Source organism: Bradyrhizobium sp. 604_D8_N2_3 (genome assembly GCF_051810765.1).
Lineage (GTDB): Bacteria > Pseudomonadota > Alphaproteobacteria > Rhizobiales > Xanthobacteraceae > Bradyrhizobium > Bradyrhizobium barranii.
Genome location: NZ_JBPWPM010000001.1, coordinates 4,639,825 through 4,661,095, shown reverse-complemented (window position 1 = coordinate 4,661,095; position 21,271 = coordinate 4,639,825). Strand labels below are relative to the sequence as shown.

The 21,271-nt window shown below is 64.2% G+C and carries 27 protein-coding genes and 1 tRNA gene; 12 read left to right on the top strand and 16 right to left on the bottom strand.

Annotation, left to right across the window (positions count from 1 at the left end; genetic code table 11):
• The first annotated feature begins 76 nt into the window (after positions 1–76).
• The 4 genes from AB7245_RS22145 to AB7245_RS22130 all read left to right on the top strand — a co-directional run bounded on the left by AB7245_RS22145 (position 77) and on the right by AB7245_RS22130 (position 3,958).
• The gene (locus AB7245_RS22145) at positions 77–685 is read left to right on the top strand and encodes a TRAP transporter small permease (protein WP_439035755.1); all 609 of its coding nucleotides are present in this window, start codon (positions 77–79) and stop codon (positions 683–685) included.
• Positions 685–1,950 carry a TRAP transporter large permease gene (locus AB7245_RS22140; RefSeq protein WP_028161334.1) on the top strand — a complete coding sequence of 422 codons (1,266 nt, stop codon included), beginning with the start codon at positions 685–687 and terminating at the stop codon, positions 1,948–1,950. Before AB7245_RS22145 ends, AB7245_RS22140 begins: the two co-directional genes overlap by 1 nt.
• A gap of 24 nt (positions 1,951–1,974) precedes the next feature.
• Complete coding sequence (locus AB7245_RS22135; protein WP_038936090.1) at positions 1,975–2,958, top strand: TRAP transporter substrate-binding protein; 984 nt, start codon at positions 1,975–1,977, stop codon at positions 2,956–2,958.
• Between the two features lie 73 nt (positions 2,959–3,031).
• Positions 3,032–3,958: a dihydrodipicolinate synthase family protein gene (locus tag AB7245_RS22130; protein WP_071914161.1), complete on the top strand. Its 927-nt coding sequence runs from the start codon at positions 3,032–3,034 to the stop codon at positions 3,956–3,958.
• Between the two features lie 109 nt (positions 3,959–4,067).
• Here the strand turns inward: AB7245_RS22130 and AB7245_RS22125 are convergent, their stop codons facing one another.
• The 4 genes from AB7245_RS22125 to AB7245_RS22110 are packed head-to-tail and all read right to left on the bottom strand — an operon-like array spanning position 4,068 to position 9,745.
• Positions 4,068–4,979: a hydroxymethylglutaryl-CoA lyase gene (locus AB7245_RS22125; RefSeq protein WP_439034936.1), complete on the bottom strand. Its 912-nt coding sequence runs from the start codon at positions 4,977–4,979 to the stop codon at positions 4,068–4,070.
• A 1-nt stretch (position 4,980) separates the two neighbouring features.
• On the bottom strand, positions 4,981–6,984 hold the full coding sequence (locus tag AB7245_RS22120; RefSeq protein WP_439034935.1) for an acetyl/propionyl/methylcrotonyl-CoA carboxylase subunit alpha: 2,004 nt from the start codon (positions 6,982–6,984) through the stop codon (positions 4,981–4,983).
• A 4-nt stretch (positions 6,985–6,988) separates the two neighbouring features.
• Positions 6,989–8,593, bottom strand: a complete 1,605-nt coding sequence (locus tag AB7245_RS22115; protein WP_439034934.1) for a carboxyl transferase domain-containing protein — start codon at positions 8,591–8,593, stop codon at positions 6,989–6,991.
• 24 nt (positions 8,594–8,617) lie between these two features.
• Positions 8,618–9,745, bottom strand: a complete 1,128-nt coding sequence (locus AB7245_RS22110) for an isovaleryl-CoA dehydrogenase (RefSeq protein WP_439035754.1) — start codon at positions 9,743–9,745, stop codon at positions 8,618–8,620.
• A gap of 147 nt (positions 9,746–9,892) precedes the next feature.
• Between AB7245_RS22110 and AB7245_RS22105 the strand changes: the two genes are divergently transcribed.
• Positions 9,893–10,921 carry an AraC family transcriptional regulator gene (locus AB7245_RS22105; protein ID WP_439034933.1) on the top strand — a complete coding sequence of 343 codons (1,029 nt, stop codon included), beginning with the start codon at positions 9,893–9,895 and terminating at the stop codon, positions 10,919–10,921.
• A gap of 91 nt (positions 10,922–11,012) precedes the next feature.
• Here AB7245_RS22105 and AB7245_RS22100 read toward each other — a convergent pair whose 3' ends face one another.
• The 3 genes from AB7245_RS22100 to AB7245_RS22090 all read right to left on the bottom strand — a co-directional run bounded on the left by AB7245_RS22100 (position 11,013) and on the right by AB7245_RS22090 (position 12,608).
• Positions 11,013–11,300 (bottom strand): DUF3551 domain-containing protein, encoded by a 288-nt coding sequence (locus AB7245_RS22100; protein WP_063983447.1) that lies wholly within the window; start codon positions 11,298–11,300, stop codon positions 11,013–11,015.
• Positions 11,301–11,541: 241 nt separating this feature from the next.
• Complete coding sequence (locus AB7245_RS22095; RefSeq protein ID WP_135213563.1) at positions 11,542–12,033, bottom strand: Lrp/AsnC family transcriptional regulator; 492 nt, start codon at positions 12,031–12,033, stop codon at positions 11,542–11,544.
• Between the two features lie 269 nt (positions 12,034–12,302).
• Positions 12,303–12,608, bottom strand: a complete 306-nt coding sequence (locus tag AB7245_RS22090; RefSeq protein WP_208086673.1) for an ETC complex I subunit — start codon at positions 12,606–12,608, stop codon at positions 12,303–12,305.
• Between the two features lie 258 nt (positions 12,609–12,866).
• Between AB7245_RS22090 and AB7245_RS22085 the strand changes: the two genes are divergently transcribed.
• Positions 12,867–14,048, top strand: coding sequence for an OpgC domain-containing protein (locus tag AB7245_RS22085; RefSeq protein ID WP_063983449.1), 1,182 nt, complete (start codon positions 12,867–12,869; stop codon positions 14,046–14,048).
• A gap of 64 nt (positions 14,049–14,112) precedes the next feature.
• Here the strand turns inward: AB7245_RS22085 and AB7245_RS22080 are convergent, their stop codons facing one another.
• Positions 14,113–14,304, bottom strand: coding sequence for a hypothetical protein (locus AB7245_RS22080; RefSeq protein WP_063983450.1), 192 nt, complete (start codon positions 14,302–14,304; stop codon positions 14,113–14,115).
• Between the two features lie 304 nt (positions 14,305–14,608).
• Here AB7245_RS22080 and AB7245_RS22075 point away from each other — a divergent pair, with 304 nt between their 5' ends.
• Both AB7245_RS22075 and AB7245_RS22070 read left to right on the top strand, forming a co-directional pair.
• Positions 14,609–14,776, top strand: coding sequence for a hypothetical protein (locus AB7245_RS22075; RefSeq protein WP_201266177.1), 168 nt, complete (start codon positions 14,609–14,611; stop codon positions 14,774–14,776).
• Between the two features lie 578 nt (positions 14,777–15,354).
• Positions 15,355–15,516: an RNA-binding protein gene (locus AB7245_RS22070; RefSeq protein WP_439034932.1), complete on the top strand. Its 162-nt coding sequence runs from the start codon at positions 15,355–15,357 to the stop codon at positions 15,514–15,516.
• 155 nt (positions 15,517–15,671) lie between these two features.
• Here AB7245_RS22070 and AB7245_RS22065 read toward each other — a convergent pair.
• From AB7245_RS22065 to AB7245_RS22050, 4 genes are all read right to left on the bottom strand, one after another.
• A tRNA-Pro gene (locus tag AB7245_RS22065) sits at positions 15,672–15,748 on the bottom strand.
• Between the two features lie 92 nt (positions 15,749–15,840).
• Complete coding sequence (locus AB7245_RS22060) at positions 15,841–16,323, bottom strand: DUF192 domain-containing protein (RefSeq protein WP_038936099.1); 483 nt, start codon at positions 16,321–16,323, stop codon at positions 15,841–15,843.
• Positions 16,324–16,446: 123 nt separating this feature from the next.
• Positions 16,447–17,079, bottom strand: coding sequence for a cold-shock protein (locus AB7245_RS22055; protein ID WP_028150990.1), 633 nt, complete (start codon positions 17,077–17,079; stop codon positions 16,447–16,449).
• A gap of 199 nt (positions 17,080–17,278) precedes the next feature.
• Positions 17,279–18,040 carry an SIR2 family NAD-dependent protein deacylase gene (locus AB7245_RS22050; protein WP_439034931.1) on the bottom strand — a complete coding sequence of 254 codons (762 nt, stop codon included), beginning with the start codon at positions 18,038–18,040 and terminating at the stop codon, positions 17,279–17,281.
• Between the two features lie 284 nt (positions 18,041–18,324).
• Between AB7245_RS22050 and AB7245_RS22045 the strand changes: the two genes are divergently transcribed.
• Positions 18,325–18,489, top strand: a complete 165-nt coding sequence (locus tag AB7245_RS22045; RefSeq protein ID WP_166096472.1) for a hypothetical protein — start codon at positions 18,325–18,327, stop codon at positions 18,487–18,489.
• Positions 18,490–18,558: 69 nt separating this feature from the next.
• Here the strand turns inward: AB7245_RS22045 and AB7245_RS22040 are convergent, their stop codons facing one another.
• Positions 18,559–18,843 (bottom strand): hypothetical protein, encoded by a 285-nt coding sequence (locus AB7245_RS22040; RefSeq protein WP_439034930.1) that lies wholly within the window; start codon positions 18,841–18,843, stop codon positions 18,559–18,561.
• A 244-nt stretch (positions 18,844–19,087) separates the two neighbouring features.
• On the opposite strand from AB7245_RS22040, the gene AB7245_RS22035 reads away from it, so the two are divergent.
• The gene (locus tag AB7245_RS22035; RefSeq protein WP_175627352.1) at positions 19,088–19,354 is read left to right on the top strand and encodes a hypothetical protein; all 267 of its coding nucleotides are present in this window, start codon (positions 19,088–19,090) and stop codon (positions 19,352–19,354) included.
• A 78-nt stretch (positions 19,355–19,432) separates the two neighbouring features.
• The gene (locus AB7245_RS22030; protein WP_135213555.1) at positions 19,433–19,558 is read left to right on the top strand and encodes a hypothetical protein; all 126 of its coding nucleotides are present in this window, start codon (positions 19,433–19,435) and stop codon (positions 19,556–19,558) included.
• On the opposite strand, the gene AB7245_RS22025 is transcribed toward AB7245_RS22030, so the two are convergent.
• The 3 genes from AB7245_RS22025 to AB7245_RS22015 all read right to left on the bottom strand — a co-directional run bounded on the left by AB7245_RS22025 (position 19,555) and on the right by AB7245_RS22015 (position 20,653).
• Positions 19,555–19,752, bottom strand: coding sequence for a hypothetical protein (locus tag AB7245_RS22025; RefSeq protein ID WP_039148983.1), 198 nt, complete (start codon positions 19,750–19,752; stop codon positions 19,555–19,557). The genes AB7245_RS22030 and AB7245_RS22025 overlap by 4 nt on opposite strands.
• Positions 19,753–20,105: 353 nt before the next feature.
• The gene (locus tag AB7245_RS22020) at positions 20,106–20,234 is read right to left on the bottom strand and encodes a hypothetical protein (protein WP_439034929.1); all 129 of its coding nucleotides are present in this window, start codon (positions 20,232–20,234) and stop codon (positions 20,106–20,108) included.
• Positions 20,235–20,515: 281 nt separating this feature from the next.
• On the bottom strand, positions 20,516–20,653 hold the full coding sequence (locus AB7245_RS22015; protein WP_166096469.1) for a hypothetical protein: 138 nt from the start codon (positions 20,651–20,653) through the stop codon (positions 20,516–20,518).
• 343 nt (positions 20,654–20,996) lie between these two features.
• On the opposite strand from AB7245_RS22015, the gene AB7245_RS22010 reads away from it, so the two are divergent.
• Positions 20,997–21,224 (top strand): hypothetical protein, encoded by a 228-nt coding sequence (locus tag AB7245_RS22010; protein WP_439034928.1) that lies wholly within the window; start codon positions 20,997–20,999, stop codon positions 21,222–21,224.
• The last annotated feature ends 47 nt before the right edge of the window (positions 21,225–21,271 follow it).

The following is a 21,271-nucleotide window of genomic DNA, read 5'->3' as shown; positions in this document are numbered from 1 at the left end:
AAATGTATAAATTATACATTTGCCGATAGCACGAGATTTCTCAGGGGTCGGGGCCTCTTTCATGATCGAGCAGACGATGCTGGCCACGCGCGCATTCAGCGTTCGACGCATGGTCGTCGGCGCGTCCAGTGCCCTGCTCGCCGTCGAGCGCGTCGCGCTGATGGGCCTGATGTACCTGCTCACCGGCCTGATCCTGGTGAACGTCGTCACCCGCTACGCGCGCTTCCCGATCTACTGGATCGATGAATCCGCGGTCTATTGCGTGGTCTGGCTGACCTTTGTCGGCGCCTCCGCGATGACGCGGCTGCGGCTCGATTTCGCGGTCACCATGCTGACGGAGCGTCTTTCGCCACGGCACCAGAAGATCGCAAAGGTGATCTCGACCGGCATGGTCGTCGCGTTCGGAATCGCACTGATCGTTACCTGCGTGCTCTGGATGGACCCGATTGGTCTTGCGCGCGCCGGCTTCGACGGGCGCAAGCTCGCGGCCGAGACCTTCAACTTCCTCTACACCGAGCACACCCAGACGCTGAACTGGCCGACCTGGGTGCTCTATTTGACGCTGCCGATCTTCGCGGTCTCGATGACCATCCACGGCCTCGCCAACCTGCTGGAAGATCTCGAGCTGGTCCCGCGCACGCCGCCGAAGGGCTTTGCGCTCTCCGAGCTCGACGGGGTCAACTGATGATCACGTCAGCCGCCTTCGTCGCGATCATGCTGGTCGGCGTGCCGATCGGCCTCTGCCTGTGCCTCGCCGGCCTCGTCTACATCGCAGCATCCGGCAATCCGGTGCTGTTCCAGTCCTATCCGCTCCAGCTGTTCGGCGGTGTCGACAGCTACGGTCTGATCGCTATCCCACTCTTCATCCTGATCGGCGAGATCATGAACGGCGGCGGCATCACGCGGCGCATCGTCGACATGGCGATGGCCTTCGTCGGCTCGCTCAAGGGCGGGCTCGCCTACGTCAACATCCTCGCCAACATGTTCATCTCCTCGATCCTGGGATCCGCCACTGCGCAGGTCGCGATCATGGCGCAGATCATGGTCCCGGAGATGGAGAAGAAGGGCTACGACAAGACCTTCGCGGCGGGATTGACCGCCTATGGCGGCATGCTCGGCCCGATCATTCCGCCGTCGGTGATGTTCGTGGTCTACAGCGTGCTCGCGCAGGTCTCGGTCAGCGACATGCTGATCGCCGGCATCGTGCCCGGCGTGATCCTCACGGTGATGTTCTGCCTCGTCATCGCGCTGATGGGGTATGTCTACAATTATCCCCGCGCGGATTATCAGACGCCGCGCCAGCGCGTCATGACGATCCTGCGGACGTCACCCACCCTGCTGATCCCGATCGTCATCGTCGGCACCATCCTCAGCGGCCTCGCCAATGCGACGGAATCCGCGGCCGTCGGCGCGGTCGCCGCAGCACTCGTCGGGAAATACTGGACCAAGGAATTCGAGTTCTCGCAGCTGCCGCAGATGATGCTGCGCAGCGCCATCTATTCGGCGATCGTGCTGTTCCTGGTGGCCGCCGCGGCGGTGTTCTCCTGGGTGCTGATCTTCGGCAAGGTGCCGCAGGAAACCGCCGGCTGGATCCAGTCCGCCGCCAAGGACCCGGTCAGCTTCATGCTGATCTGTAACGTCATCCTGCTGATCATCGGCACTGTCATCGACGGCATTCCCGGCCTGATCATGACGGTGCCGATCCTGCTGCCGGTCGCAACCGACGTCTACCACATCGATCCCCGGCATTTCGGCGTCGTGGTGGTGATCAACCTCGTGCTTGGCCTGCTGTCGCCGCCGGTCGGGCTCTGCTTCTTCGTCGCGGCCGCCGTCACCGGCGCCAAGCCCGGCAAGATGTTCATGGTGACGCTGCCGTTCTTCGTCATCTCCTGCGTCCTGCTGGTGCTGCTCTCGCTCTACCCCTCGCTCTCGCTGATCCTCATCAAATAGGCCCGTTCAAAAGGAAGCCAGACCATGCCGCTTTCACGCCGCCGCTTTCTCGCCGCCAGTGCCGCCGCCTCGGTGTTCGCACCGTCGCTGGCGCTTGCCCAGGCCAAGGAATTCCGCCTCGGCCTGATCACGCCCAACGGCCATTCCTGGAACAAGGCGGCGCTCAAGTTCGGCGACGATCTCAAGGCGGCCACCAACGGCCGGCTCACCCTGACCGTGTTCCATTCCGGCCAGCTCGGCAACGAGCCCGCGATGATGCAGCAATTGCAGTCCGGCGCGCTCGACATGGGCTTCATCCAGGCCGCCGAGCTCGGCTCGCGCGTGCCACACATCGCCGCAATCAATGCGCCCTACATCGTCCGCTCGACGCCTGCGGTCGCGAAATTCGTGCGGCATCCGGCGGCGGTGAAGCTGTTCGATGTACTGCCGCAGGAGACCGGCACCATCGGCCTCGGCTGGGGCATCACCGGCATGCGCGCGGTGTTCTCCTCCAAGGACCTGAACTCGCTCGCCGACATCAAGGGCATGAAGCTGCGCATCAACCCGACGCCGGTCTATCGCGACTTCTATTCCTCGCTCGGTGCCGCACCGACGCCGATCCCGACGCCGCAGGTGTTCGACGCGATGGCCAACGGCCAGGTCGATGGCCTCGAGGCCGATCTCGAATTCTCCTGGAACCAGCGCTTCGACAAGGTCTCCAAGGTGATCCTGCAGATGAACGCCGTCTTCATGCCGATGGCGGCAGTGGTCTCGGGCCGGGTCTGGCAGACGCTCCCCGCAGCCGACCGCGAGCTGATCGCCAAGACGGTGAAGTCGACGCTGGACGCGCAGATCGACGAGTTGGCCTCCAACGAGCCCGCGCTGATCGAGAATTTCAAGAACGCGCCGATCCCGATCCGCCAGGTCCCGCCCGGCGACACCGAGGCCGTCATCGCTGAGTTCGACAAGATCTGGCTGCCCAAGGCACCTGTCCTCGCCGAGCTGCGCAAGGTCGGCGCGACGCTCTGATCCCATTCGCCATCCTCTTCACCACAGCCGGCGGCCCCAGCCCCCCGCCGGCAAACTCACTTGGAGTCACATCATGAGCCGCCGCGTTTCCTGGGAAGGCGTCTTCCCGGCCGTCACCACGCAATTCCACGACGATCTCTCGCTCGACATCGACGCGACCGCCAAGGTCATGGACGGATTGATCCGCGACGGTGTCTCCGGCCTGATCGTCTGCGGCTCGGTCGGCGAGAACACCTCGCTGGAGCGCAAGGAGAAGGTCGCGATCATGGAGACGGCGAAATCCGTCGCGAAAGGCCGCGTGCCGGTACTGTGCGGCATCGCCGAATTCACCACCGCCTTTGCGGTCGAGACCGCCAAGGAAGCCGCGCGCGTCGGCATCGACGGCGTGATGGTGATGCCGGCGCTGGTCTATTCGTCCAAGCCGCACGAGACCGCCGCACATTTCCGCGCGGTTGCCAGCGCGACCGACCTGCCGGTGATGCTCTACAACAACCCGCCGATCTACAAGAACGACGTCACCCCCGACATCCTGGCCTCGCTCGCCGACGTCGAGACCGTGGTCTGTTTCAAGGATTCCTCGGGCGACACGCGGCGCTTCATCGACACCAGGAACATGGTCGGCGACCGCTTCGTGCTGTTCGCAGGGCTGGACGACGTCATCGTCGAGAGCATCGCCATGGGCGCGGTGGGCTGGGTCTCCGGCATGTCCAACGCCTTCCCGCGCGAGGGCGAGACGCTGTTTCGTCTTGCCAAGGCCGGCCGCTTTGCCGAGGCCATGCCGATCTACGAATGGTTCATGCCGCTGCTGCATCTCGATGCGCGCCCCGACCTCGTCCAGTGCATCAAGCTGTGCGAGCACATCATGGGCCGCGGCACCGCGCTGACCCGCCCGCCCCGCCTCGCGCTGCTGCCGCAGGAGAAGGCCGAGGTCGAGGCCATGATGGCCAAGGCGCTCAAGAACCGGCCGCTCCTGCCGGATGTCGGGCTGAAGGCGGCCTGAAGGCACAGTTTCGTAGGGTGGGCAAAGCGAAAGCGTGCCCACCATTTGAGATCAAAATCGCGGAGAGATGGTGGGCACGGCGCTACGCGCCTTTGCCCACCCTACGAAGCTAGGAAGCAGCCCGCTTCTTCTTCGCGTTCAGCGCGGAGGCTACGCGGCTCACAGGCGGCTTGCCCAGCACGCCGCTCATCTCGTTCGTGGCCGCCAGCAGCTTGTCCATGTCGACGCCGGTCCTGACGCCCATGCCTTCGAGCATGTAAACGACGTCCTCGGTCGCGACGTTACCGGTCGCACCCGGCGCGTAGGGGCAGCCGCCGAGGCCGCCGGCAGCGGAATCGATGACGCGGACGCCCTCCTCCAGGCCGGCATAGAGATTGGCGAGCGCCTGGCCGTAGGTGTCGTGGAAATGCATCGCGAGTTTTTCCGGCGGGATATTGGCGCTGACCGCGCGCAGCATCTCCTTGGCCTTATCAGGCGTGCCGACACCGATGGTGTCGCCGAGCGAGATCTCGTAGCAGCCGAGCTCCCACAGCGTGTTGGCGAGATCGGCGACCGCCTTCGGCTTGATCTCGCCGTCGAACGGACAGCCCAGCACGCAGGAGATATAGCCGCGGACCCTGACGCCATCCGCCTGGGCGCGCGCCAGCACCGGCTTGAAGCGCTCGATGGACTCCGCGACCGTGCAGTTGATATTGGCGCGCGAAAACCCTTCCGAGGCCGCCGCGAACACGGAGACGACTTGCGCGCCGGCAGCGCGCGCGGCGTCATAGCCCTTCTCGTTCGGCACCAGCACGTGGAATTCGGCGCCCTTGACGTAGCTGACGCCGCGCAGCACGGCGTCCGAGCTCGCCATTTGCGGGATCGCCTTGGGCGAAACGAAGGCGCCGACCTCGACCGTAGAGAGGCCAGCGGCTACGAGCGCCTCGATGAAGGCGATGCGGGCCTCGACGCTGACGGGCGTCTTCTCGTTCTGGAGGCCGTCGCGCGGCCCCATTTCGATGATGCGGACGGGATCGCTCATCTCACTCTCCCGATGGCTCGACCACGGCGAGCTCGACGCCCTCCTGGACAATGTCTCCGACCTTGCATTTGATCGATTTCAGCACGCCGGCATAGGGCGCGCGCAGCGTCTGCTCCATCTTCATCACTTCCAGGGTGAGGATCGGCGCGCCCTTGTCGAGCTTGGCGCCCTCCTCGGCCAGCACGGCGACGACCGTGCCCGGCAAGGGCGCCGCGATCTTGTCCTCTCCGACATGCTCTTCGCTCTCGCCGCCGAACGGATCGACCCAATGCAGGTCGAAGCGGCCGTTGCGTGTGCGCAAATACAGCTCATGACCGTCGATCACGGCTGCGACCTGCGATTTGACGCCATCGAGCGTCAGATCGAAGCCGCCGTCACGAGGCGCGATCGTGAACGCCAACTCGCGGTCGCCGATCACCAGCGTCGACGGCCCGCTGCCATAGTTCAGCGTGATCATCTGCTCCGGCCCATGGCCGACGCGGAAGGCAAAGCTGCGCTGGCGACGGCCGACCGGCATCCAGCCAAAGGTCTTCCAGGGCGAATTCGCCTCGTCTTGCGCGGCCTGGCGCTCGTCGTTGATAACAGCGGCGACTGCAGCGCACAGCTCGAGCTCGCCGGGTGCCGGCGAGGCCTGCGTCAGGCCCGCCAGCTCACGCTCGATGAAGCCGGTATCGATCGCATTGGTCCGCACCTTCGGATGCGTCATCAGCGCCGACAGGAACGGGATGTTGGTGACGATGCCGCGGACGTCGGAGTCTTGCAGCCCGCGATTCAGCCGCTCGATCGCGACGTCCCGCGTCGGCGCCCACGCGATCATTTTTGCGAGCATGGCATCGTAATAGGGCGAGACCGTATCGCCTTCGCGATAGCCGGCGTCGATGCGCAGGCCGCCGGTTTCCGCCGGCAAGCGCCAGGTCGAGATCCTCCCGACCGACGGCATGAAGTTCTTGGTCGGATTTTCCGCGTAGACGCGCGCCTCGACCGCGTGGCCATTGAGCCGGATCTCGTCCTGCTTCAGCGGCAGCGCCTCGCCGAAGGCGACGCGCAGCTGCCACTCGACCAGATCGATGCCGGTGATCAGCTCGGTCACGGGATGCTCGACCTGAAGACGCGTGTTCATCTCGATGAAGAACACGTCCTTACCGTCGGAGACGAACTCGATCGTGCCGGCGCCGACATAGTTCACCGCGCCGGCCGCCTTTCGCGCGGCGGCGCAGACGGTCTCGCGCTGGGCTGGATTGAGCGTCGGCGACGGTGCCTCCTCGATCACCTTCTGGTGCCGGCGCTGCAGCGTGCATTCGCGCTCGAACAGTGACAGCAGATTGCCGTGGCTGTCGCCGATGATCTGCACCTCGATGTGGCGGGGATTGTCGACATATTTTTCGATCAGCATGCGGTCGTCGCCGAACGCAGCCTTGGCCTCGCGCTTGGCGCTGACGATCGCCGGTCCAAGCTCGTCCGCCGAGCGCACGATGCGCATGCCGCGGCCGCCACCACCGGCGGACGCCTTCACCAGGATCGGGAAGCCGATCTTGTCCGCGGCCTTCGAAAGCGTCGCGTCGTCCTGAGCCTCGCCGTGATAGCCGGGCACCAGCGGCACGCCGGCCTTCTCCATCAGCTCCTTGGAGCCGGACTTCGAGCCCATCGCCGTCATCATCGCGGCGGTCGGGCCGACGAACACCAGGCCCGCCTCCAGGCACGCCCGCGCGAACTCGGCATTTTCGGACAGGAAACCGTAGCCGGGATGCACGGCTTCCGCGCCGGTCTTTCGCGCGGCCTCGATCAGCCGCTCGACACTGAGGTAGCTGTCGCGGGCCCGCGCCGGACCGAGCAGCACGGCCTCATCCGCGAGCGCGACATGCATCGCGTCGCGGTCGGCCTCGGAATAGACCGCGACCGTGCGCAGGCCCATGGCTCGCGCGGTGCGGATGACGCGGCAGGCGATCTCGCCGCGGTTGGCGATCAGGAGCGTGCGAAAACGCCGATAGAGCATTGAACGGTCCATCGCATCACATCCTGAACAGGCCGAATTTCGTAGGCTCGATCGGCGCATTCGACGCCGCGGAAAGGCCGAGGCCGAGCACGAGGCGCGTGTCGGCCGGGTCGATCACGCCGTCGTCCCACAGGCGCGCGGTAGCGTAATACGGATGCCCCTGGCTCTCATATTGCGCGCGGATAGGCTCGCGGAACTTGTCTTCCTCTTCCTTCGACCAGCTATCGCCCTTGGCCTCGATGTTGTCGCGGCGGACCTGGCTCAGCACCATCGAGGCTTGCTCGCCGCCCATCACCGAGATGCGCGCGTTCGGCCACATCCACAGGAAGCGCGGCGAGTAGGCACGGCCGCACATGCCGTAATTGCCGGCGCCGTAGGAGCCGCCGATCACGACGGTAAATTTCGGCACCGAGGCGGTCGCGACCGCCGTGACGAGCTTGGCGCCGTCCCGCGCGATGCCGCCGGCCTCGTACTTCTTGCCGACCATGAAGCCGGTGATGTTCTGCAGGAACACCAAGGGAATGCCGCGCTGGCAGCACAGCTCGATGAAATGCGCGCCCTTCAGCGAGCTCTCGCTGAACAGGATGCCGTTGTTGGCGATGATGCCGACCGGATAGCCCCAGACATGGGCGAAGCCGCAGACCAGCGTCGTGCCGTAGAGTTTCTTGAACTCGTCGAACTCCGAGCCGTCGACGATGCGGGCGATGATGTCACGGACGTCGAACGGCTTGCGGCCGTCGACCGGCACCACGCCGTAGATCTCTTCCGCCGCAAACAGCGGATCGCGCGGCTTGTGCATGTTGAGGTTCGGCCGCACCGACGGCTTCAGCGTGCCGACGATGCGCCGGGCGATGCCGATCGCATGGGCATCGTTCTGGGCGTAGTGGTCGGTCACGCCCGACTGCCGCGAATGCACGTCGGCGCCGCCGAGCTCCTCGGCACTCACCACCTCGCCGGTCGCGGCCTTCACCAGCGGCGGGCCGCCGAGGAAGATGGTGCCCTGGTTGCGCACGATGATGCTCTCGTCCGACATCGCGGGGACATAGGCGCCGCCGGCGGTGCAGGACCCCATCACGATCGCGATCTGCGGAATGCCCTGCGACGACATCTGGGCCTGGTTGTAGAAGATGCGGCCGAAATGGCGTTCGTCCGGAAAGATCTCGTCCTGGAGCGGCAGGAAGGCGCCGCCGGAATCGACCATGTAGACGCAGGGAAGATTGTTCTGCCGCGCCACGTCCTGCGCGCGCAGATGCTTCTTCACCGTCATCGGGTAGTAAGTGCCGCCCTTGATGGTGGCGTCGTTGGCGACGATCACGCATTCGCGGCCCGCGATGCGCCCGACGCCGGTGATGACGCTCGCCGAATGCACGTCACCGCCATAGAGGCCGTACGCCGCCAGCGGTGACAGCTCCATGAACGAGGTGCCGGGATCGACCAGCAGGTCGACGCGCTCGCGCGCCAGCATCTTGCCGCGCGAGGTGTGGCGGTTGCGCGAGACCTCGCCGCCGCCGCCGGCGACCTGGCTCAGTTTTTCACGCAAGTCCGCAACAAGCCCGCGCATGGCCTCGGAATTGTGCGCAAAGTCTGATGAAGACGTATCGATGCTGGAATGGAGCGGCATGTTGATTCCAATGAGGTGAAGGTTTCAGGCCGTCTCGGACATCAGCTCGCGGCCGATCAGCATGCGACGCACCTCCGAGGTGCCGGCGCCGATCTCGTAGAGTTTTGCGTCGCGCCAGAGACGTCCGACCGGGAATTCGGAGGTGTAGCCGACGCCGCCCAGTGCCTGGATCGCCTCGCCGGCCATCCACGTCGCCTTCTCGGCAGAATAGAGGATCGCGGCCGCCGCATCCTTGCGCAGCGTGCGGGCGTGGTCGGCCCGGTCGCAGGCGCGCCCGACCGCATAGACATAGGCGCGCGCCGACTGCCAGGTCGCATACATGTCGGCGAGCTTGCCCTGCATCAGCTGGAAGTCGCCGATCGGCTGGCCGAACTGTTTTCGTTCATGCATGTAGGGCACCACGGCGTCCATGCAGGCCGCCATGATGCCGAGCGGGCCGCCCGACAGCACCGTGCGCTCGTAATCGAGGCCGGACATCAGCACCTTGACGCCCTCGCCGACCTTGCCGAGCACGTTCTCCTCGGGCACCTCGCACTCGTCGAAGAACAGCGGATAGGTGTTGGAGCCGCGCATGCCGAGCTTGTCGAGATGCTGGCCGTGGGTGAAACCCTTGAAGTCCTTTTCGATCAGGAAGGCGGTCATGCCGCGCGGGCCCGCCTCCGGATCGGTCTTGGCGTAGACGACCAGCACGTCGGCGTCGCCGCCATTGGTGATCCACATCTTGGAGCCGTTGAGGACATAGCGGTCGCCGCGCTTGTCTGCGCGCAGCTTCATCGAGACGACGTCGGAGCCCGCGCCGGGCTCGGACATCGCGAGCGCGCCGACATATTCGCCGGAGATCAGTTTCGGCAGATAGCGCGCGCGCTGCGCGTCGTTGCCGTTGCGGCGGATCTGGTTGACGCAGAGGTTGGAATGCGCGCCGTAGGACAGCCCGACGGCGGCTGAGCCCCGCGAAATCTCCTCCATGGCGACGATATGGGCGAGATAGCCCATGCTGGAGCCGCCATATTGCTCCGGCGCGGTCATGCCGAGCAGGCCGAGGTCGCCAAAGCGCTTCCAGAGGTCGGCCGGGAACAGATTGGCCTTCTCGATCTCGGCGGCGCGCGGGGCGATCTCCGCCTCCACGAAGGCGCGCAGCGTGTCGCGCAGCATGCTGATGTCTTCGCCCAGATCGAAATCGATGCTCGGGATGTTCAAGGCGATTCCTCCGTATTCTTGTCGGGTCCGAACCTACCCCCGCCCGGGCGTCCCAGCGGTCGAAAAGGTTGCATTTTCCGCCAAGTTTGGCGAGGATTTTTCATGCCCTTTCAAGCCGCGACCGCGACGCCCCGCCGCGCCATGACCCCAGCCGCCTTCGTCCGCGGCGTGGTTGCCGCTTATGCCGTTTACGGACGGGATCCAGCGGAAGCGCTGGGCAAGGGGCAAGTCGCCGGGGACCTTGTTCGATCCCGGGACGGCCGGGTGACGGCGGCCCAGTTCGAGGCGCTGGCCGGCCATGCCATGCGCGAGCTCGACGACGAAGCGCTTGGCTGGTTCTCGCGCCGGCTGCCTTGGGGAACCTACGGTATGCTGTGCCGCGCCTCGATCACGGCCCCCAATCTCGAAGTCGCGCTAAAACGCTGGTGCCGGCATCATCGCCTGCTGACCGAGGACGTGCTGTTCGAGCTCTCGCTTGGTGATGAGACCGCGACGATCTCCATTCGCGAACAGCGCGACCTCGGCCCCTTGCGTGAATTCTGCCTGGTCACCCTGCTCCGCTATGTTCTCGGCTTCTCCTGCTGGGCCGTCGATTCCGCGATCGCGCTGCGTGCGGCCGAGTTTCCCTATTCCGAGCCGGGCCACGTCTCGGTCTATCCGACGATCTTCTGCAGGCATTTGAGCTTTGGTGCGGACGGCGCCCGCATCGTGTTCGACAAGCATTATCTCTCTCTGCCGCTGACCCGCAGCCCCGCCGATCTCGACAGCATGCTCAAGGGCGCGCTGCGGCTCACCGTGCTGCCCTACCGGCGCGACCGGCTGCTGGTCGAGCGCGTCCGCCGCGTGCTGCGCAATGCACGCGGGCGCATTGTCGGCGCCGAGGATGTCGCAAGCGAGTTGGCGCTCTCGACCCGCACCATGCACCGGCGCCTGCGCGAGGAAGCGACCTCGCTGCGCGATCTCAAGGAAGAGGCAAAGTTCGAGCTCGCCAAGCAGGAGCTGATGCGCGGCCGCGCCCCCATCAAGCGGATCGCGGAGATCGCCGGCTTCCGCAACGAGAAGAGCTTTTCGCGCGCCTTCCGCACCTGGACCGGCGCTAGCCCGCGCGAATTTCGCGAGCGCTATCGCTGAGGCGCGGCGTCACCTGCTTGTCATAAATTGACGTCCTCCGAGATCACTCTCGGAGGACGCAATCTCTCGGATCAGGTCGCGATCTCAGGCGTTAGTTCTGCGCGCCCTGGCGAGCCTTGGGCTGCTTCGTCTGCTTCGGCTGGAAGGCGAGCGCATCGTTGCTAGTCTTGGCGCCGCCGGCCTGCGAGCACGTGCCGCCGATGCCACCGGCCGCCTGACGGCAGGCTTCCATCGTCGGATAGCCGCAGCCGTGAGCGGCCTGGGCGCCGTTGGTGATGCAATAATCGTCGGCCTTCGCAGCCGGCGCCGACAGAACAAAAAACGCAGACGCAAACAGCGTCGCAGCAGAGGCTGCGATCGTCTTCGAAGTCGATGTCATGATGTCTTTTCCTGCTTAGGGTCCCACAAAAGCATCCCCGGCGTGCGACGCAGACCGAGGTTCACACCCTGCATCTAGGCAGCGCAAAGATGCCGACAATCACGGTTGCGCGCATTGCAGTCCTGCCTAAATCACATGTCACAGTTAGGTGAGTTACTAAGCTATTATAACTATCCGAATCGACCGCACCGCGCGCAAGCGCCCCCTGACTTCGGAACTTCAGTAGCGAGACTTGAACGCCCTATCCGACGGGTGCCGCCACTACATCCTGTAACGGCAGCGGCACATCCTTCGCGACGCCCAGCACCGGAAAGCTGCGGACGTTCTTCACATCAGGCATCGCGGCGAAATGCAGCAGCTGCTGGCGCATGCTTTCGACGTTCGGCGCGACGCATTTCAGCAGGTAGTCGGTGTCGCCTGAAATCCGCCAGCACTGCTGGATGCGCGGGATCGCGGCAATCGAGCTCTCGAACGCCTCCAGCACCGGCTGGGCCTGGCTCACGAGCTGGATCGAGACGAACGAAACCACCTCATAGCCGAGCAGCCGCTCGTCGATGACGGCGCGGACCGCCCGGATCACGCCGCGGCTGAACAGCAGTTTCAGCCGCCGCAGGCAATTGGGCGCGGACACGCCGACCCGCAGTGCCAGCTCGTTGTTGCGCACCCGACCGTCCTGCTGCAGCTCGGATAAGATCTTCAGATCGACGCCGTCGAGCTGGTCACGCCCGGCCATCCCCCACCTCGCCATGATCGTGTCATGCGAGGCAGCGAAGCACGCGGCGGAATCGCTGCCAAGGGGCCGCAGCCCAGCGCAATAGCCGATCCGTCGATCGGGATCATCGGACGCGACGTCATGTCTGCGGGCGGGGTACCCCCACCGTCATGCCGGGGCTTGTCGCGGCCATCCGCGCTCTCACTCGCCCCAAAGACGTGGATGCCCGGAACAAGCCCGGGCATGACGAGTAAATCACGTCGTATGAAGTCAGAGCAGCCAGCCGCCCCTCAATGCGTCCAGGGCTCGCCGCGCCGGAACGAGAAATTGTCCGCATAGGCGACCGTCCGGTGCCGCGACTCTTGCGGCTCGACCACCTGGTAGGCGATGCCCTTGCGCTCGCAATAGGCGACCGCCTCTTCCTTGCTGTGGAAGCGCAGCGTGATCTGCTGCTTCATGTCGCCGGACGAGGTCCATCCCATCAGCGGCTCGACCGAACGCGGCTGCTCCGGCTCGTAATCCAGCTGCCATTCCTTGGTCTTGGACCGGCCGGATTGCATCGCGTTCTTGGCGGGCTTGAAAATGCGTGCGGTCATGGGTGGTCCGGGCCTCTTGGTCTTTTCGTTCGATTTCGATGCGTCACGGTAGCAGTTGGTGGAAACCGCGGGCATAGTATAGAGACACCTTTTGGGAACTGATCGGTGATTCCGGTCCCCCGGGGGTGCCTTGCCGACGGGTATAGTCATTATGCTGCACCGTGACAATTGCGTACCCGCCTTCCGCGCCGGGATCCCGCCCGGCGGCCCTGTCTCGCCGACACCAGCGTATCCGCCCCCTCCGAAAGCTTCCGTCGCATGGCCTTCCTGAACATCAACGCCACGCTTCCCGAAAAGGGCCGTGACCTCAGGCTCGACCTGTTTCGCGGCATCGCGAACTGGGCGATCTTCCTCGACCATATCCCCGACAACGTGGTGAACTGGATCACCACCCGCAACTACGGCTTTTCCGACGCCGCCGACCTGTTCGTCTTCATCTCGGGCTACACCGCTTCCTTCGTCTATGCGCGCATGATGCTCGAGCGCGGCTTCATCGTCGGCGCCACGAGGCTGACCAAGCGGGTCTGGCAGCTCTACGTCGCCCACATCATCCTGTTCGTGATCTACATCGCCTCGATCAGCTATCTGGCGCTGCGGTTCGGCGATTCCGACATGATCAACGAGTTCAACGTCGCCGGCCTCGTCGACAACGCCACCGAGACGCTGCGCCAGGGCCTGTTCCTGCGCTTCAAGCCGCTCAATCTCGACGTGCTGCCGCTCTACATCGTGCTGATGGGGCTGTTTCCGCCGGTGCTGTGGTTCATGTTGCGCAAGCCCGACCTGACGATGGCGCTGTCCATCGTGCTGTGGCTCGCCGCCCGCCATTACGGCCTGAACCTGACCGCCTATCCGGCCGGCCAGTGGTACTTCAACCCGTATGCCTGGCAGGTGCTGTTCGTGTTCGGCGCCTGGTGCGCGATGGGCGGCGCCCGGCGTTCGGGAGCCGTGATCAATTCGCCGATCACGCTGTGGCTTTGCCTCGGCTATCTCGCCTTCGCGCTGGTCATGACCATGGCCGGCCGCTTCCCCACCCTCGGCGGCATGTTCCCGGGATGGCTGTTCTCGGCCTTCAACCCCAACGACAAGACCAACCTTGCGCCCTACCGCTTCCTCCATTTCGTCGTGATCGTGATCCTGGTGATCCGCTTCGTGCCCAAGGACTGGCCCGGCCTGGAGTGGAAGGTGTTCGATCCCTTGATCGTCTGCGGCCAGCAGTCGCTCGCCGTATTCTGCGTCGGCGTGTTCCTGTCCTTCGTCGGCCATTTCGAGCTGTCGATGAGCTCGGGCTCGCTGTTCGCGCAGATCTTCGTCAGCATCGCCGGCATCGCGATCATGACGACGGTGGCCTATTACATTTCCTGGTCGAAAAAGCAGGACAAGCCGTTGAAGCCGCCGCCGCCCAAGCCTGCGGCGGCCGCCTCGCCCGCAAAGGCCGCCTAGAGCCGTTTCCGTTCCGATGAAATCGGAACGGGGCGCTAGATTCAGTTGCGGCAGCGGAGCCGGCTCAGGCCGCCTCGGTGTCGTACTCGGTGAACTTCTTGTAGATCCAGTCGCGGCCGTCGTGGCGGCGCCAGACCTTTCCATAGACGAGCTGCCCGTTGATCGAGCGGCGAGGCACGATCACGGTCCAGAGGTGCCAGATCTCGGTCCAGCTCGACTGCGGATGGACGGTTCGGACGTTGCGATCGAAAGACATGACGCAAAACTCACAAGATATGAGCGCCGCGACGAACTGTGACCTGTGTGACCACCGATTGCAGGCCCCCCATCGCGAGCCTTGCCGACCTGATATCAGCCAGGAATGTGGCTGCAACAACCACTCGGCCTTAACCTAACTGGTCAACCTTACCCCTCGTGGGTACCCGCCAAGACCCGTTGAAAGCCGGCGCCGATCTTTCTATGATGCGTGCACAATTTGAGAATGAGCGCGCCGTTTTGGACGCGTGGCAATTGCGAACTGATCTTCATTTTTCAAATGACTTGCTGACTGGGGCACCACAATGAATATGCAATGTGGACGTTTGCGCCTGGCGGTGTGCACGGTGCCGCCTGCGCCGCGCATCAAGACAGTCAAGACATCCGTCTCTGAACCGCCGAAGGCGGCCAACGACAATCATCTGGCGTGGCCGTTCCTGCCGTTTCCGCTCGGCTGGTACGCGACGAACTGATCCCCGGAATAGCGCGACGCCGCTCAAGCGGAATATCATCGCTTGGCGGCGTCCGTTTAGGCATTGGGCGCTGAAATCCCCAATGCCTATATGTCTATGGCGACAGCCAAAGGTTCGAAGCAATTTGCGAATTCTGCGGCGGGCCGGCCGGCGCAATGCCTTGAAAAATCGCGCAGAAGTGGCGTTTGGCGAAGAACAAGCGCCAGGGCTTCAGGCAAGGCTTCAAGCAAGGTTCGCGCGCGCTTCAGGTCGCCATAGGCCCGCCTGCCCATCCCCCGCAATCGCGCTCGCTCAGATGCGCGACGGGCTCTGCGCACCGGCGCTGAGCGTGCCCTGCGCGTTGTAGGCCTGTCCCGCCTGGTTGCCATGTTCCCGCCTCTGCGGTCGCAACCAATCACCGCGCCATGAGTTGCAGGTTCTTCCCGTCTGTCCGGGGAAGCCGCGTGGCTGCGATCCATGCCCGCGCGATGTACGGACGGTCATCTCGCCTCACGACCGTGTGAGCTGGAGCGCGGCCGGTGAATTTTCACGAGCGAGCAGAGACCAACGAACAGCAGGCCGCAAGCCAAGGGGATGCAGTGAGTCAAATCGATACGACCGAGAAGCTCTCGGCCACGCCGGAGACTGAAAGTTCGCTGTTCGCACTGTGCGGGCTTGGCGTCGCCGGGATCGCCATGCTGGGCTGGATCTGCGCCCTCGCCTGGATCGCCTGGCGCCTGGTCGATTGGCTGTTGTTCTGAAATCGAAACGCCGCCGGCACGCCGACACACGCAAAAGTTGCGACGAGCGCAATTGCTCGGGGATCGTCCTGCCAGCCTGACCGTCGTCGGCGGCAGCGAAACGGGATGAGCGCGGCGCAATATCGAGAGAATTGAAGGAGCTTCAACCTCGGGACTGGTCGGGGCAGCTGGATTCGAACCAACGACCTGCAGTACCCAAAACTGCCGCGCTACCAGGCTGCGCTATACCCCGAATGTCCGGCGAGCCCCGTCGATACACGCTTCCCAAAGCGCCATCAAGCTTTCAAGCCGCCAGCAAGGCGGCAATAACCCCGCCGGGTCGCCCTACTTGGTGCCGAACAGCGGGTGGCCGACGCGGTCGCCGGGACGGATGCCGTATTTCTGCGCCGTTCCCGCCACCACCTCCAGCACGGCCCGCGCGGGCCCCTGGGACGAGATGATCTTGGTCGACAGCGGCTCGGTGTTTTCGGCGATGCGCAGGATGCGACCGTCGGCGCGGATGAAGATCATGTCGAGCGAGACGTAGGTGTTCTTCATCCACATCGACACTTCCTGCTCGGGTTTGAAGTCGAACAGCATGCCTTTGCCGTCGGCCAGCTCCTTGCGGTACATCAGCCCGGTCTGCTTCTCCTCCTCGGTCGTCGCCATTTCCACCGAGAACACCTGCACGCCGTTCCTGGTGACGATCTCGAGCGGCTGGAAGCTGGCGGCGCGCACCGGCGCGCTCGCGACGGCACAGCCGACGACGAGGATGGCGGCCAGCCAGCCCCTTGCAATGGACCAGACGGCCTTTCGGTCAAAATTCATGGGACGGTACTCAAGGGGGCGTGGGACTGGACCAGTCCTTACGCGGCGATCGTGACAAAAGCCAGAGGCGCGCCGGACGGCCTGCGCGCCTCTTGTCACGATTGCGGGAGTTGGCGATCGCCGCTAGTGCGACTGCAATCCCGGCGATCCCGTCTCGGGATGGATCTCGGCCGCCATCATGCCCTTGGAGCCGGGCCCGAAGCGGACCAGGACATATTGGCCGGGCCTGAGCTCGGTCATGCCGAAGCGGCGCAGCGTCTCCATGTGCACGAAGATGTCGGGCGTGCCCTCGCCGCAGGTCAGGAATCCGAAGCCGCGCAGGCGGTTGAACCACTTGACCTGGGCCCGCTCAAGCCCGCTGGTCGCGGTGACCGTGACGTGGGTGCGCGGCGGCAGCATCTGCGCCGGATGGATCGCGGTCGACTCGTCCATCGAGACCACGCGGAAGGCTTGGTAGCCCTTGGCGCGCTGGATGCACTCGACGACGATGCGGGCGCCCTCATAGGCGGTCTGGAAGCCGTCGCGCCTGAGCACGGTGACGTGCAGCAGCACGTCCGGCCAGCCATTGTCCGGAACGATGAAGCCGTAGCCCTTTGAAGCGTCGAACCATTTGATGACGCCGTGAACCTCGACGAGGTTGGCACTGCCTTCACCAAGCCCGCTGAACGGGCTTAGCGCGTTATCGCGACCGCCGCCGTGCTCGCCCACAGCGGGAACTCCGATCTTCTTGGACTCAAATCCGTCCGACGACCCCATAACCCCGGACCCCACACTGCCCATTGCAACCCGCCTCAGCGGCGGCGTCGAATCACGCGTCTTAAGAGAATGTTCTCAATTCGACGCGACGCGAATCTTTCGACTCAAAAGATAACACTCCCGGTTGCGGCGCATAGATAAAAAAATGATTCGCCGGAACCTATGAACAGCTTGCACAGCCGCGAATCAAATTGATGCCTCAATTTCCGACAAAGGGCCCGAGAGTCTCGCCTATGTCGTGGCGGATAACGAGGTCGGCGATGTCGTCCTGATCGGTCGGCTCGCGATTGATGATCACCAGACGTGCACCGGCGTTCTTCGCCATCATCGGAAAACCCGCCGCCGGCCACACCACGAGCGAGGAGCCGATCGCGATGAAGAGGTCGCAGGCTTGCGACAGCACGGTCGCGCGCTGCATTTCGTCGTCGGGCATCATTTGGCCGAACGAGATCGTCGCGGTCTTCACGGGCTCGTCGCATGCGGTGCAGTTGGGTGCGCCGCCATCTTCGTCGAAGCGGCGCTTCACCCAGTCGAGCTGATAGGCCTGCCCGCATCCGATGCAGCGCGCATAAGTGGTATTGCCGTGAAGCTCGATGACGTGCTCGGCGGCAAAGCCCGAAGCCTGGTGCAGATTGTCGATGTTCTGGGTGATGACGGCGGGAACCTTGCCGGAGCGGTAGAGCGAGGCGAGCGCGCGATGACCGCGGCCGGGCCTGGCCGCGGCAAAGACCGCCTCCATCGCAAAGCGGCGGCGCCAGGATTCGTCGCGAGCTTCCTGGCTGGCGACGAATTCGTCGAACGGGATCGGACGGTTGCGCGTCCAAATTCCCCCCGGTGAGCGGAAGTCCGGGATGCCGCATTCGGTGGAGATGCCGGCGCCCGTGAACGGCACGATGGTCCTCGACTCGGCGATCATGTCGCCGAGTCGTTCGACGCCGCTGCGAAGATCCGATGCAATCACTCGCGGCCTCCCATGTTGGCCTTGCGCTGGCCGCTCCATGCGCAAGCGACAAGATCGTTGACGCTGTTATCCACTGCCACGTGAGAATCGCGCAAGCGCGGTCGGCAATTTTTTCCGACCTTCGCTTATCACAATCCTGCAATGCCTCCTCCCCATTGACGCCCCAATCAGAAGCGCCAATGCATGTGTTAACGCGACTCAACGTGATTGCGGCGGCAGTGCGTGAGTTCGGCCGTGCACACATATTGGAGTGCACAGATACTGACGTGTAGAGGGGATTTGACATGACCGAAGACGAACAACGCAAAATCCGCGAACGCGAAGAGATCGCCGCCCGTGTCGCCGCCTTCCGTGCCACGCAGGAAAGATTCCAGCGCGAGCGCGAAGAGTATTTCGTGTCGACGCTCGACAATGCGCGCAAGGTGGAGCGGCCCTCGCTCTGGCCATAAAGGCACCTCCGATCGCCACGCATGAAAAAAGCCCGGAGCATCGCTCCGGGCTTTTCACTTGGTCAGCCGTTACCAGCCGCGGTAGTAGTGGCGCCGAGGGTAGTACGGCCCATCGCCGTAATAGGCATACGGGCCGGGGCTGTAATAGGCGGGCCCGCCATAATAGCCGTAGCCCGGACCATAGCCGTACGGATGGGACGCAGCGATCGCGCCCGCGGTGATCGCGCCGGCGGCGAGGCCGAATGCGAGGCCCGGGCCAATGCCGCGACCGCGCGCCTCTGCAGGCGCAGGCGCCGCGACCGCGGTCACGCCGACGGCCGCAACGGTGGCCAGAACTGCCAATGTCTTCTTCATGACTCTCCTCCTTCGCGTCTCGCGGGGACAACGTCGCCGGCCCGCGATGGTTGCGCGCAGGAGTGGAACCCGGGCGGCAGAAAAATATCGGCACGAGCGGAACGAAAGCCGGTTCGGCGGATTGCATCTGCGAGTGCGGAAGCCTCCGCTATCCGGTTGAGGCGACAGCACGATGCCCCGTCAGCATCTCCGCGATGCTGGCGGGGTTTTTGGTTTCGCGGACAGAAAATGGCGGCAGACATCAATGGCTGCCAATGGGACGGATGCCGAGGAGGACACATTGCCGCTATCCGCTTTGCTGGGGCGCATCCGCAGGCTCGTTCCCAAATCGCGCGACCAGCATTACGACGAGATCGTCCGCAACTTCGGTGTCGGCGCGCTTCGCCCGCCGCCGACGCCGATGAGCGACGGCGAGCTGGCGCGGGCCATCGCCGAGTTCCTCAAGGAGCAGCCGTCGAGCGCGTCCGTTGCGACCCTCGGCCGGCGGCTGGACCCCTCCTCTCCGCTTTAAGCGGGTTTGTTTCTGGCGAGCACGGAACAAAGGTTTCCCGCGCACGTTGAACCCTCTTCACGCAAGAAGGGACCCGACATGCCCGCGTGGCTTGAAGTTCTGCTCAACCTGTCCGGCTATGCCGGCTTCGTCGCGCTTGCGCGCCGCGGCACCGCGTGCCCGGACCATTCCGCCGACGACCGCATCTACGGTGACGAGCGCTAATTGGTGTGGGGCGCCTGGCCTGCCGTGCGCACCAGCCGGTCGGCCTTGACCGCGACGCGCGTGTCCTCGAGCTGCGGCCGCAGCGAGAAGCTGATCACCACGAAGGCGAGGCAGAACAGCGAGCCGACGACGGCGACGCGCCGGTAGGTGTGCCGGTCGCCCTGAAAAAAGGATGGTTCTGAAAAAGGTGTCATGCAAACTTGCTTCTGGGCAAAGTCGTTTCTTGTCCTTGCCAGACACCTATCCCAAGCAGCGGCAAGCGCAACGCGATTGGGGTTTTAACCTAACCGAATAGGGTTATCGGCTTTCCCGCAAATCTTCGTTAGGAGTTTGCGCAAGGCTTGAGACATCTGCCCTTGAGATCCCGGCGCGCCGCTTCAGACCGCCTCCGCACCAAAACTCCTGAACCGGTACGGCTTTGTTCCAGATTCGCCTGCGTTTCGTTCTCGAAGAACGAATCGGAATCGAAGAAATCGGCGCGGAGCAACTCTTAACAAGTGGTGCGGATCGTCGCGAAATCAAACGTGCGATCGCAGCGAAAGCCCGATCACTCCGTGTCGTCTCGCTTCAGTGGCGGCGGCACCTGCGGCACCGAGGGCCTGCCTTTGCGCAGCCGCTTGTGCCTGTCGGACCAGAACACTTTGACGATCTCGGCGAGAAACCAGCACGCATCCATGTCGCTCTCCCTCGCCTCATTCGATAGCGAGGACACGAGGGCGGGACCGTGCGAAGCATCACGCGCACGCGCGGCGACAAGGCCTGTCCCGCATCGACACAGAAGCCACGCCTTGTTCTGCATCCGACTCCATTTCGTTCGCAAAGAACGAATCGGAGTCGAGCAAATCAGCGCGGCGCGACTCCTAACGATCAATGAAGGCGCGCGCCGTCACGACTTCATCGGCAAGATTTTCAACGGCAGACGAGATCGCGCTTATTGGGTCGCCGTCGTGGCCCGCCTCACGCCGCTCGCTTGGCGTTGGCCTTCTCGGAAAAACATTCGAGGATCTGGATGCGGAGCTCTTCAGCGGCCGGCCCCTCGACTTTTCTCAGCTGATTCCAGAGCCTGATCACTTCGCGCTGTTTCTCGACGGTCATGAGTCACCTCCAACGTGATGATCAACTAGAACAAAATGAGAACAAAAAGTCCAGCCCCTCGCGCGCGATTTCCCACGCACATCGCCTCAAGCCTTGCTCGCGCTGCGCGGCCCCCTGAAAGCTGGGGATTTCCGCGCCCGGCCACTGGCAGCGCGCCTGACGAACATGCTCCGTCGCCACGGCGGGTTGCTTTTTGGATTTTCAACCTTAAGTTCGAGGCGCTGGCGGCCAGGCGCTGAAATCCCAACGCCGCCGGCCAAGAGAGCCCCGTGCGCAAGCGCGGGGTTTTTCTTTTGGGAACGCGCCGTCGTCCTCCTCGTTAGCCATTCCGGAGCGAGGGACCGTGACCAGGAAATTTTACGCCATCGAAGTGGTTCGTCAGATCGAGGAGACCGTGGAGATCATGGTCGAGGCCCCCGACGAGACCACGGCGCACGATGCGGCGCTTGCGCACCTCAAGGCGCGCGGCTCCGAATATCAGTGGCTCAATCCCAAATGTGAATTCATCGTCTGGCGCGAGCGCCAGATCGATCCGCCGGCGATCATCGATGTGTCGGTGTCGACGGAGTAGCGGCCGGAACGAAGGTCCCCGCCCCGCGTTATCCGGTCGAATTCAGT

Excerpts from the sequence above, each read along its gene's own strand:
- AB7245_RS22125 (WP_439034936.1), bottom strand. The coding sequence starts at position 4,979 with ATGAGCGATCCCGTCCGCATCATCGAAATGGGGCCGCGCGACGGCCTC.
- AB7245_RS22145 (WP_439035755.1), top strand. The coding sequence starts at position 77 with ATGCTGGCCACGCGCGCATTCAGCGTTCGACGCATGGTCGTCGGCGCG.
- AB7245_RS22105 (WP_439034933.1), top strand. The coding sequence starts at position 9,893 with ATGCCCTTTCAAGCCGCGACCGCGACGCCCCGCCGCGCCATGACCCCA.
- AB7245_RS22090 (WP_208086673.1), bottom strand. The coding sequence starts at position 12,608 with ATGACCGCACGCATTTTCAAGCCCGCCAAGAACGCGATGCAATCCGGC.
- AB7245_RS22055 (WP_028150990.1), bottom strand. The coding sequence starts at position 17,079 with ATGGGGTCGTCGGACGGATTTGAGTCCAAGAAGATCGGAGTTCCCGCT.
- AB7245_RS22135 (WP_038936090.1), top strand. The coding sequence starts at position 1,975 with ATGCCGCTTTCACGCCGCCGCTTTCTCGCCGCCAGTGCCGCCGCCTCG.
- AB7245_RS22080 (WP_063983450.1), bottom strand. The coding sequence starts at position 14,304 with ATGTCTTTCGATCGCAACGTCCGAACCGTCCATCCGCAGTCGAGCTGG.
- AB7245_RS22115 (WP_439034934.1), bottom strand. The coding sequence starts at position 8,593 with ATGCCGCTCCATTCCAGCATCGATACGTCTTCATCAGACTTTGCGCAC.
- AB7245_RS22075 (WP_201266177.1), top strand. The coding sequence starts at position 14,609 with ATGAATATGCAATGTGGACGTTTGCGCCTGGCGGTGTGCACGGTGCCG.
- AB7245_RS22060 (WP_038936099.1), bottom strand. The coding sequence starts at position 16,323 with ATGAATTTTGACCGAAAGGCCGTCTGGTCCATTGCAAGGGGCTGGCTG.
- AB7245_RS22035 (WP_175627352.1), top strand. The coding sequence starts at position 19,088 with ATGGCTGCCAATGGGACGGATGCCGAGGAGGACACATTGCCGCTATCC.
- AB7245_RS22095 (WP_135213563.1), bottom strand. The coding sequence starts at position 12,033 with ATGGCCGGGCGTGACCAGCTCGACGGCGTCGATCTGAAGATCTTATCC.
- AB7245_RS22025 (WP_039148983.1), bottom strand. The coding sequence starts at position 19,752 with ATGACACCTTTTTCAGAACCATCCTTTTTTCAGGGCGACCGGCACACC.
- AB7245_RS22140 (WP_028161334.1), top strand. The coding sequence starts at position 685 with ATGATCACGTCAGCCGCCTTCGTCGCGATCATGCTGGTCGGCGTGCCG.
- AB7245_RS22020 (WP_439034929.1), bottom strand. The coding sequence starts at position 20,234 with ATGGATGCGTGCTGGTTTCTCGCCGAGATCGTCAAAGTGTTCTGGTCC.
- AB7245_RS22030 (WP_135213555.1), top strand. The coding sequence starts at position 19,433 with ATGCCCGCGTGGCTTGAAGTTCTGCTCAACCTGTCCGGCTATGCCGGC.
- AB7245_RS22100 (WP_063983447.1), bottom strand. The coding sequence starts at position 11,300 with ATGACATCGACTTCGAAGACGATCGCAGCCTCTGCTGCGACGCTGTTT.
- AB7245_RS22120 (WP_439034935.1), bottom strand. The coding sequence starts at position 6,984 with ATGGACCGTTCAATGCTCTATCGGCGTTTTCGCACGCTCCTGATCGCC.
- AB7245_RS22015 (WP_166096469.1), bottom strand. The coding sequence starts at position 20,653 with ATGACCGTCGAGAAACAGCGCGAAGTGATCAGGCTCTGGAATCAGCTG.
- AB7245_RS22085 (WP_063983449.1), top strand. The coding sequence starts at position 12,867 with ATGGCCTTCCTGAACATCAACGCCACGCTTCCCGAAAAGGGCCGTGAC.
- AB7245_RS22040 (WP_439034930.1), bottom strand. The coding sequence starts at position 18,843 with ATGAAGAAGACATTGGCAGTTCTGGCCACCGTTGCGGCCGTCGGCGTG.
- AB7245_RS22045 (WP_166096472.1), top strand. The coding sequence starts at position 18,325 with ATGACCGAAGACGAACAACGCAAAATCCGCGAACGCGAAGAGATCGCC.
- AB7245_RS22110 (WP_439035754.1), bottom strand. The coding sequence starts at position 9,745 with ATGCTGCGCGACACGCTGCGCGCCTTCGTGGAGGCGGAGATCGCCCCG.
- AB7245_RS22130 (WP_071914161.1), top strand. The coding sequence starts at position 3,032 with ATGAGCCGCCGCGTTTCCTGGGAAGGCGTCTTCCCGGCCGTCACCACG.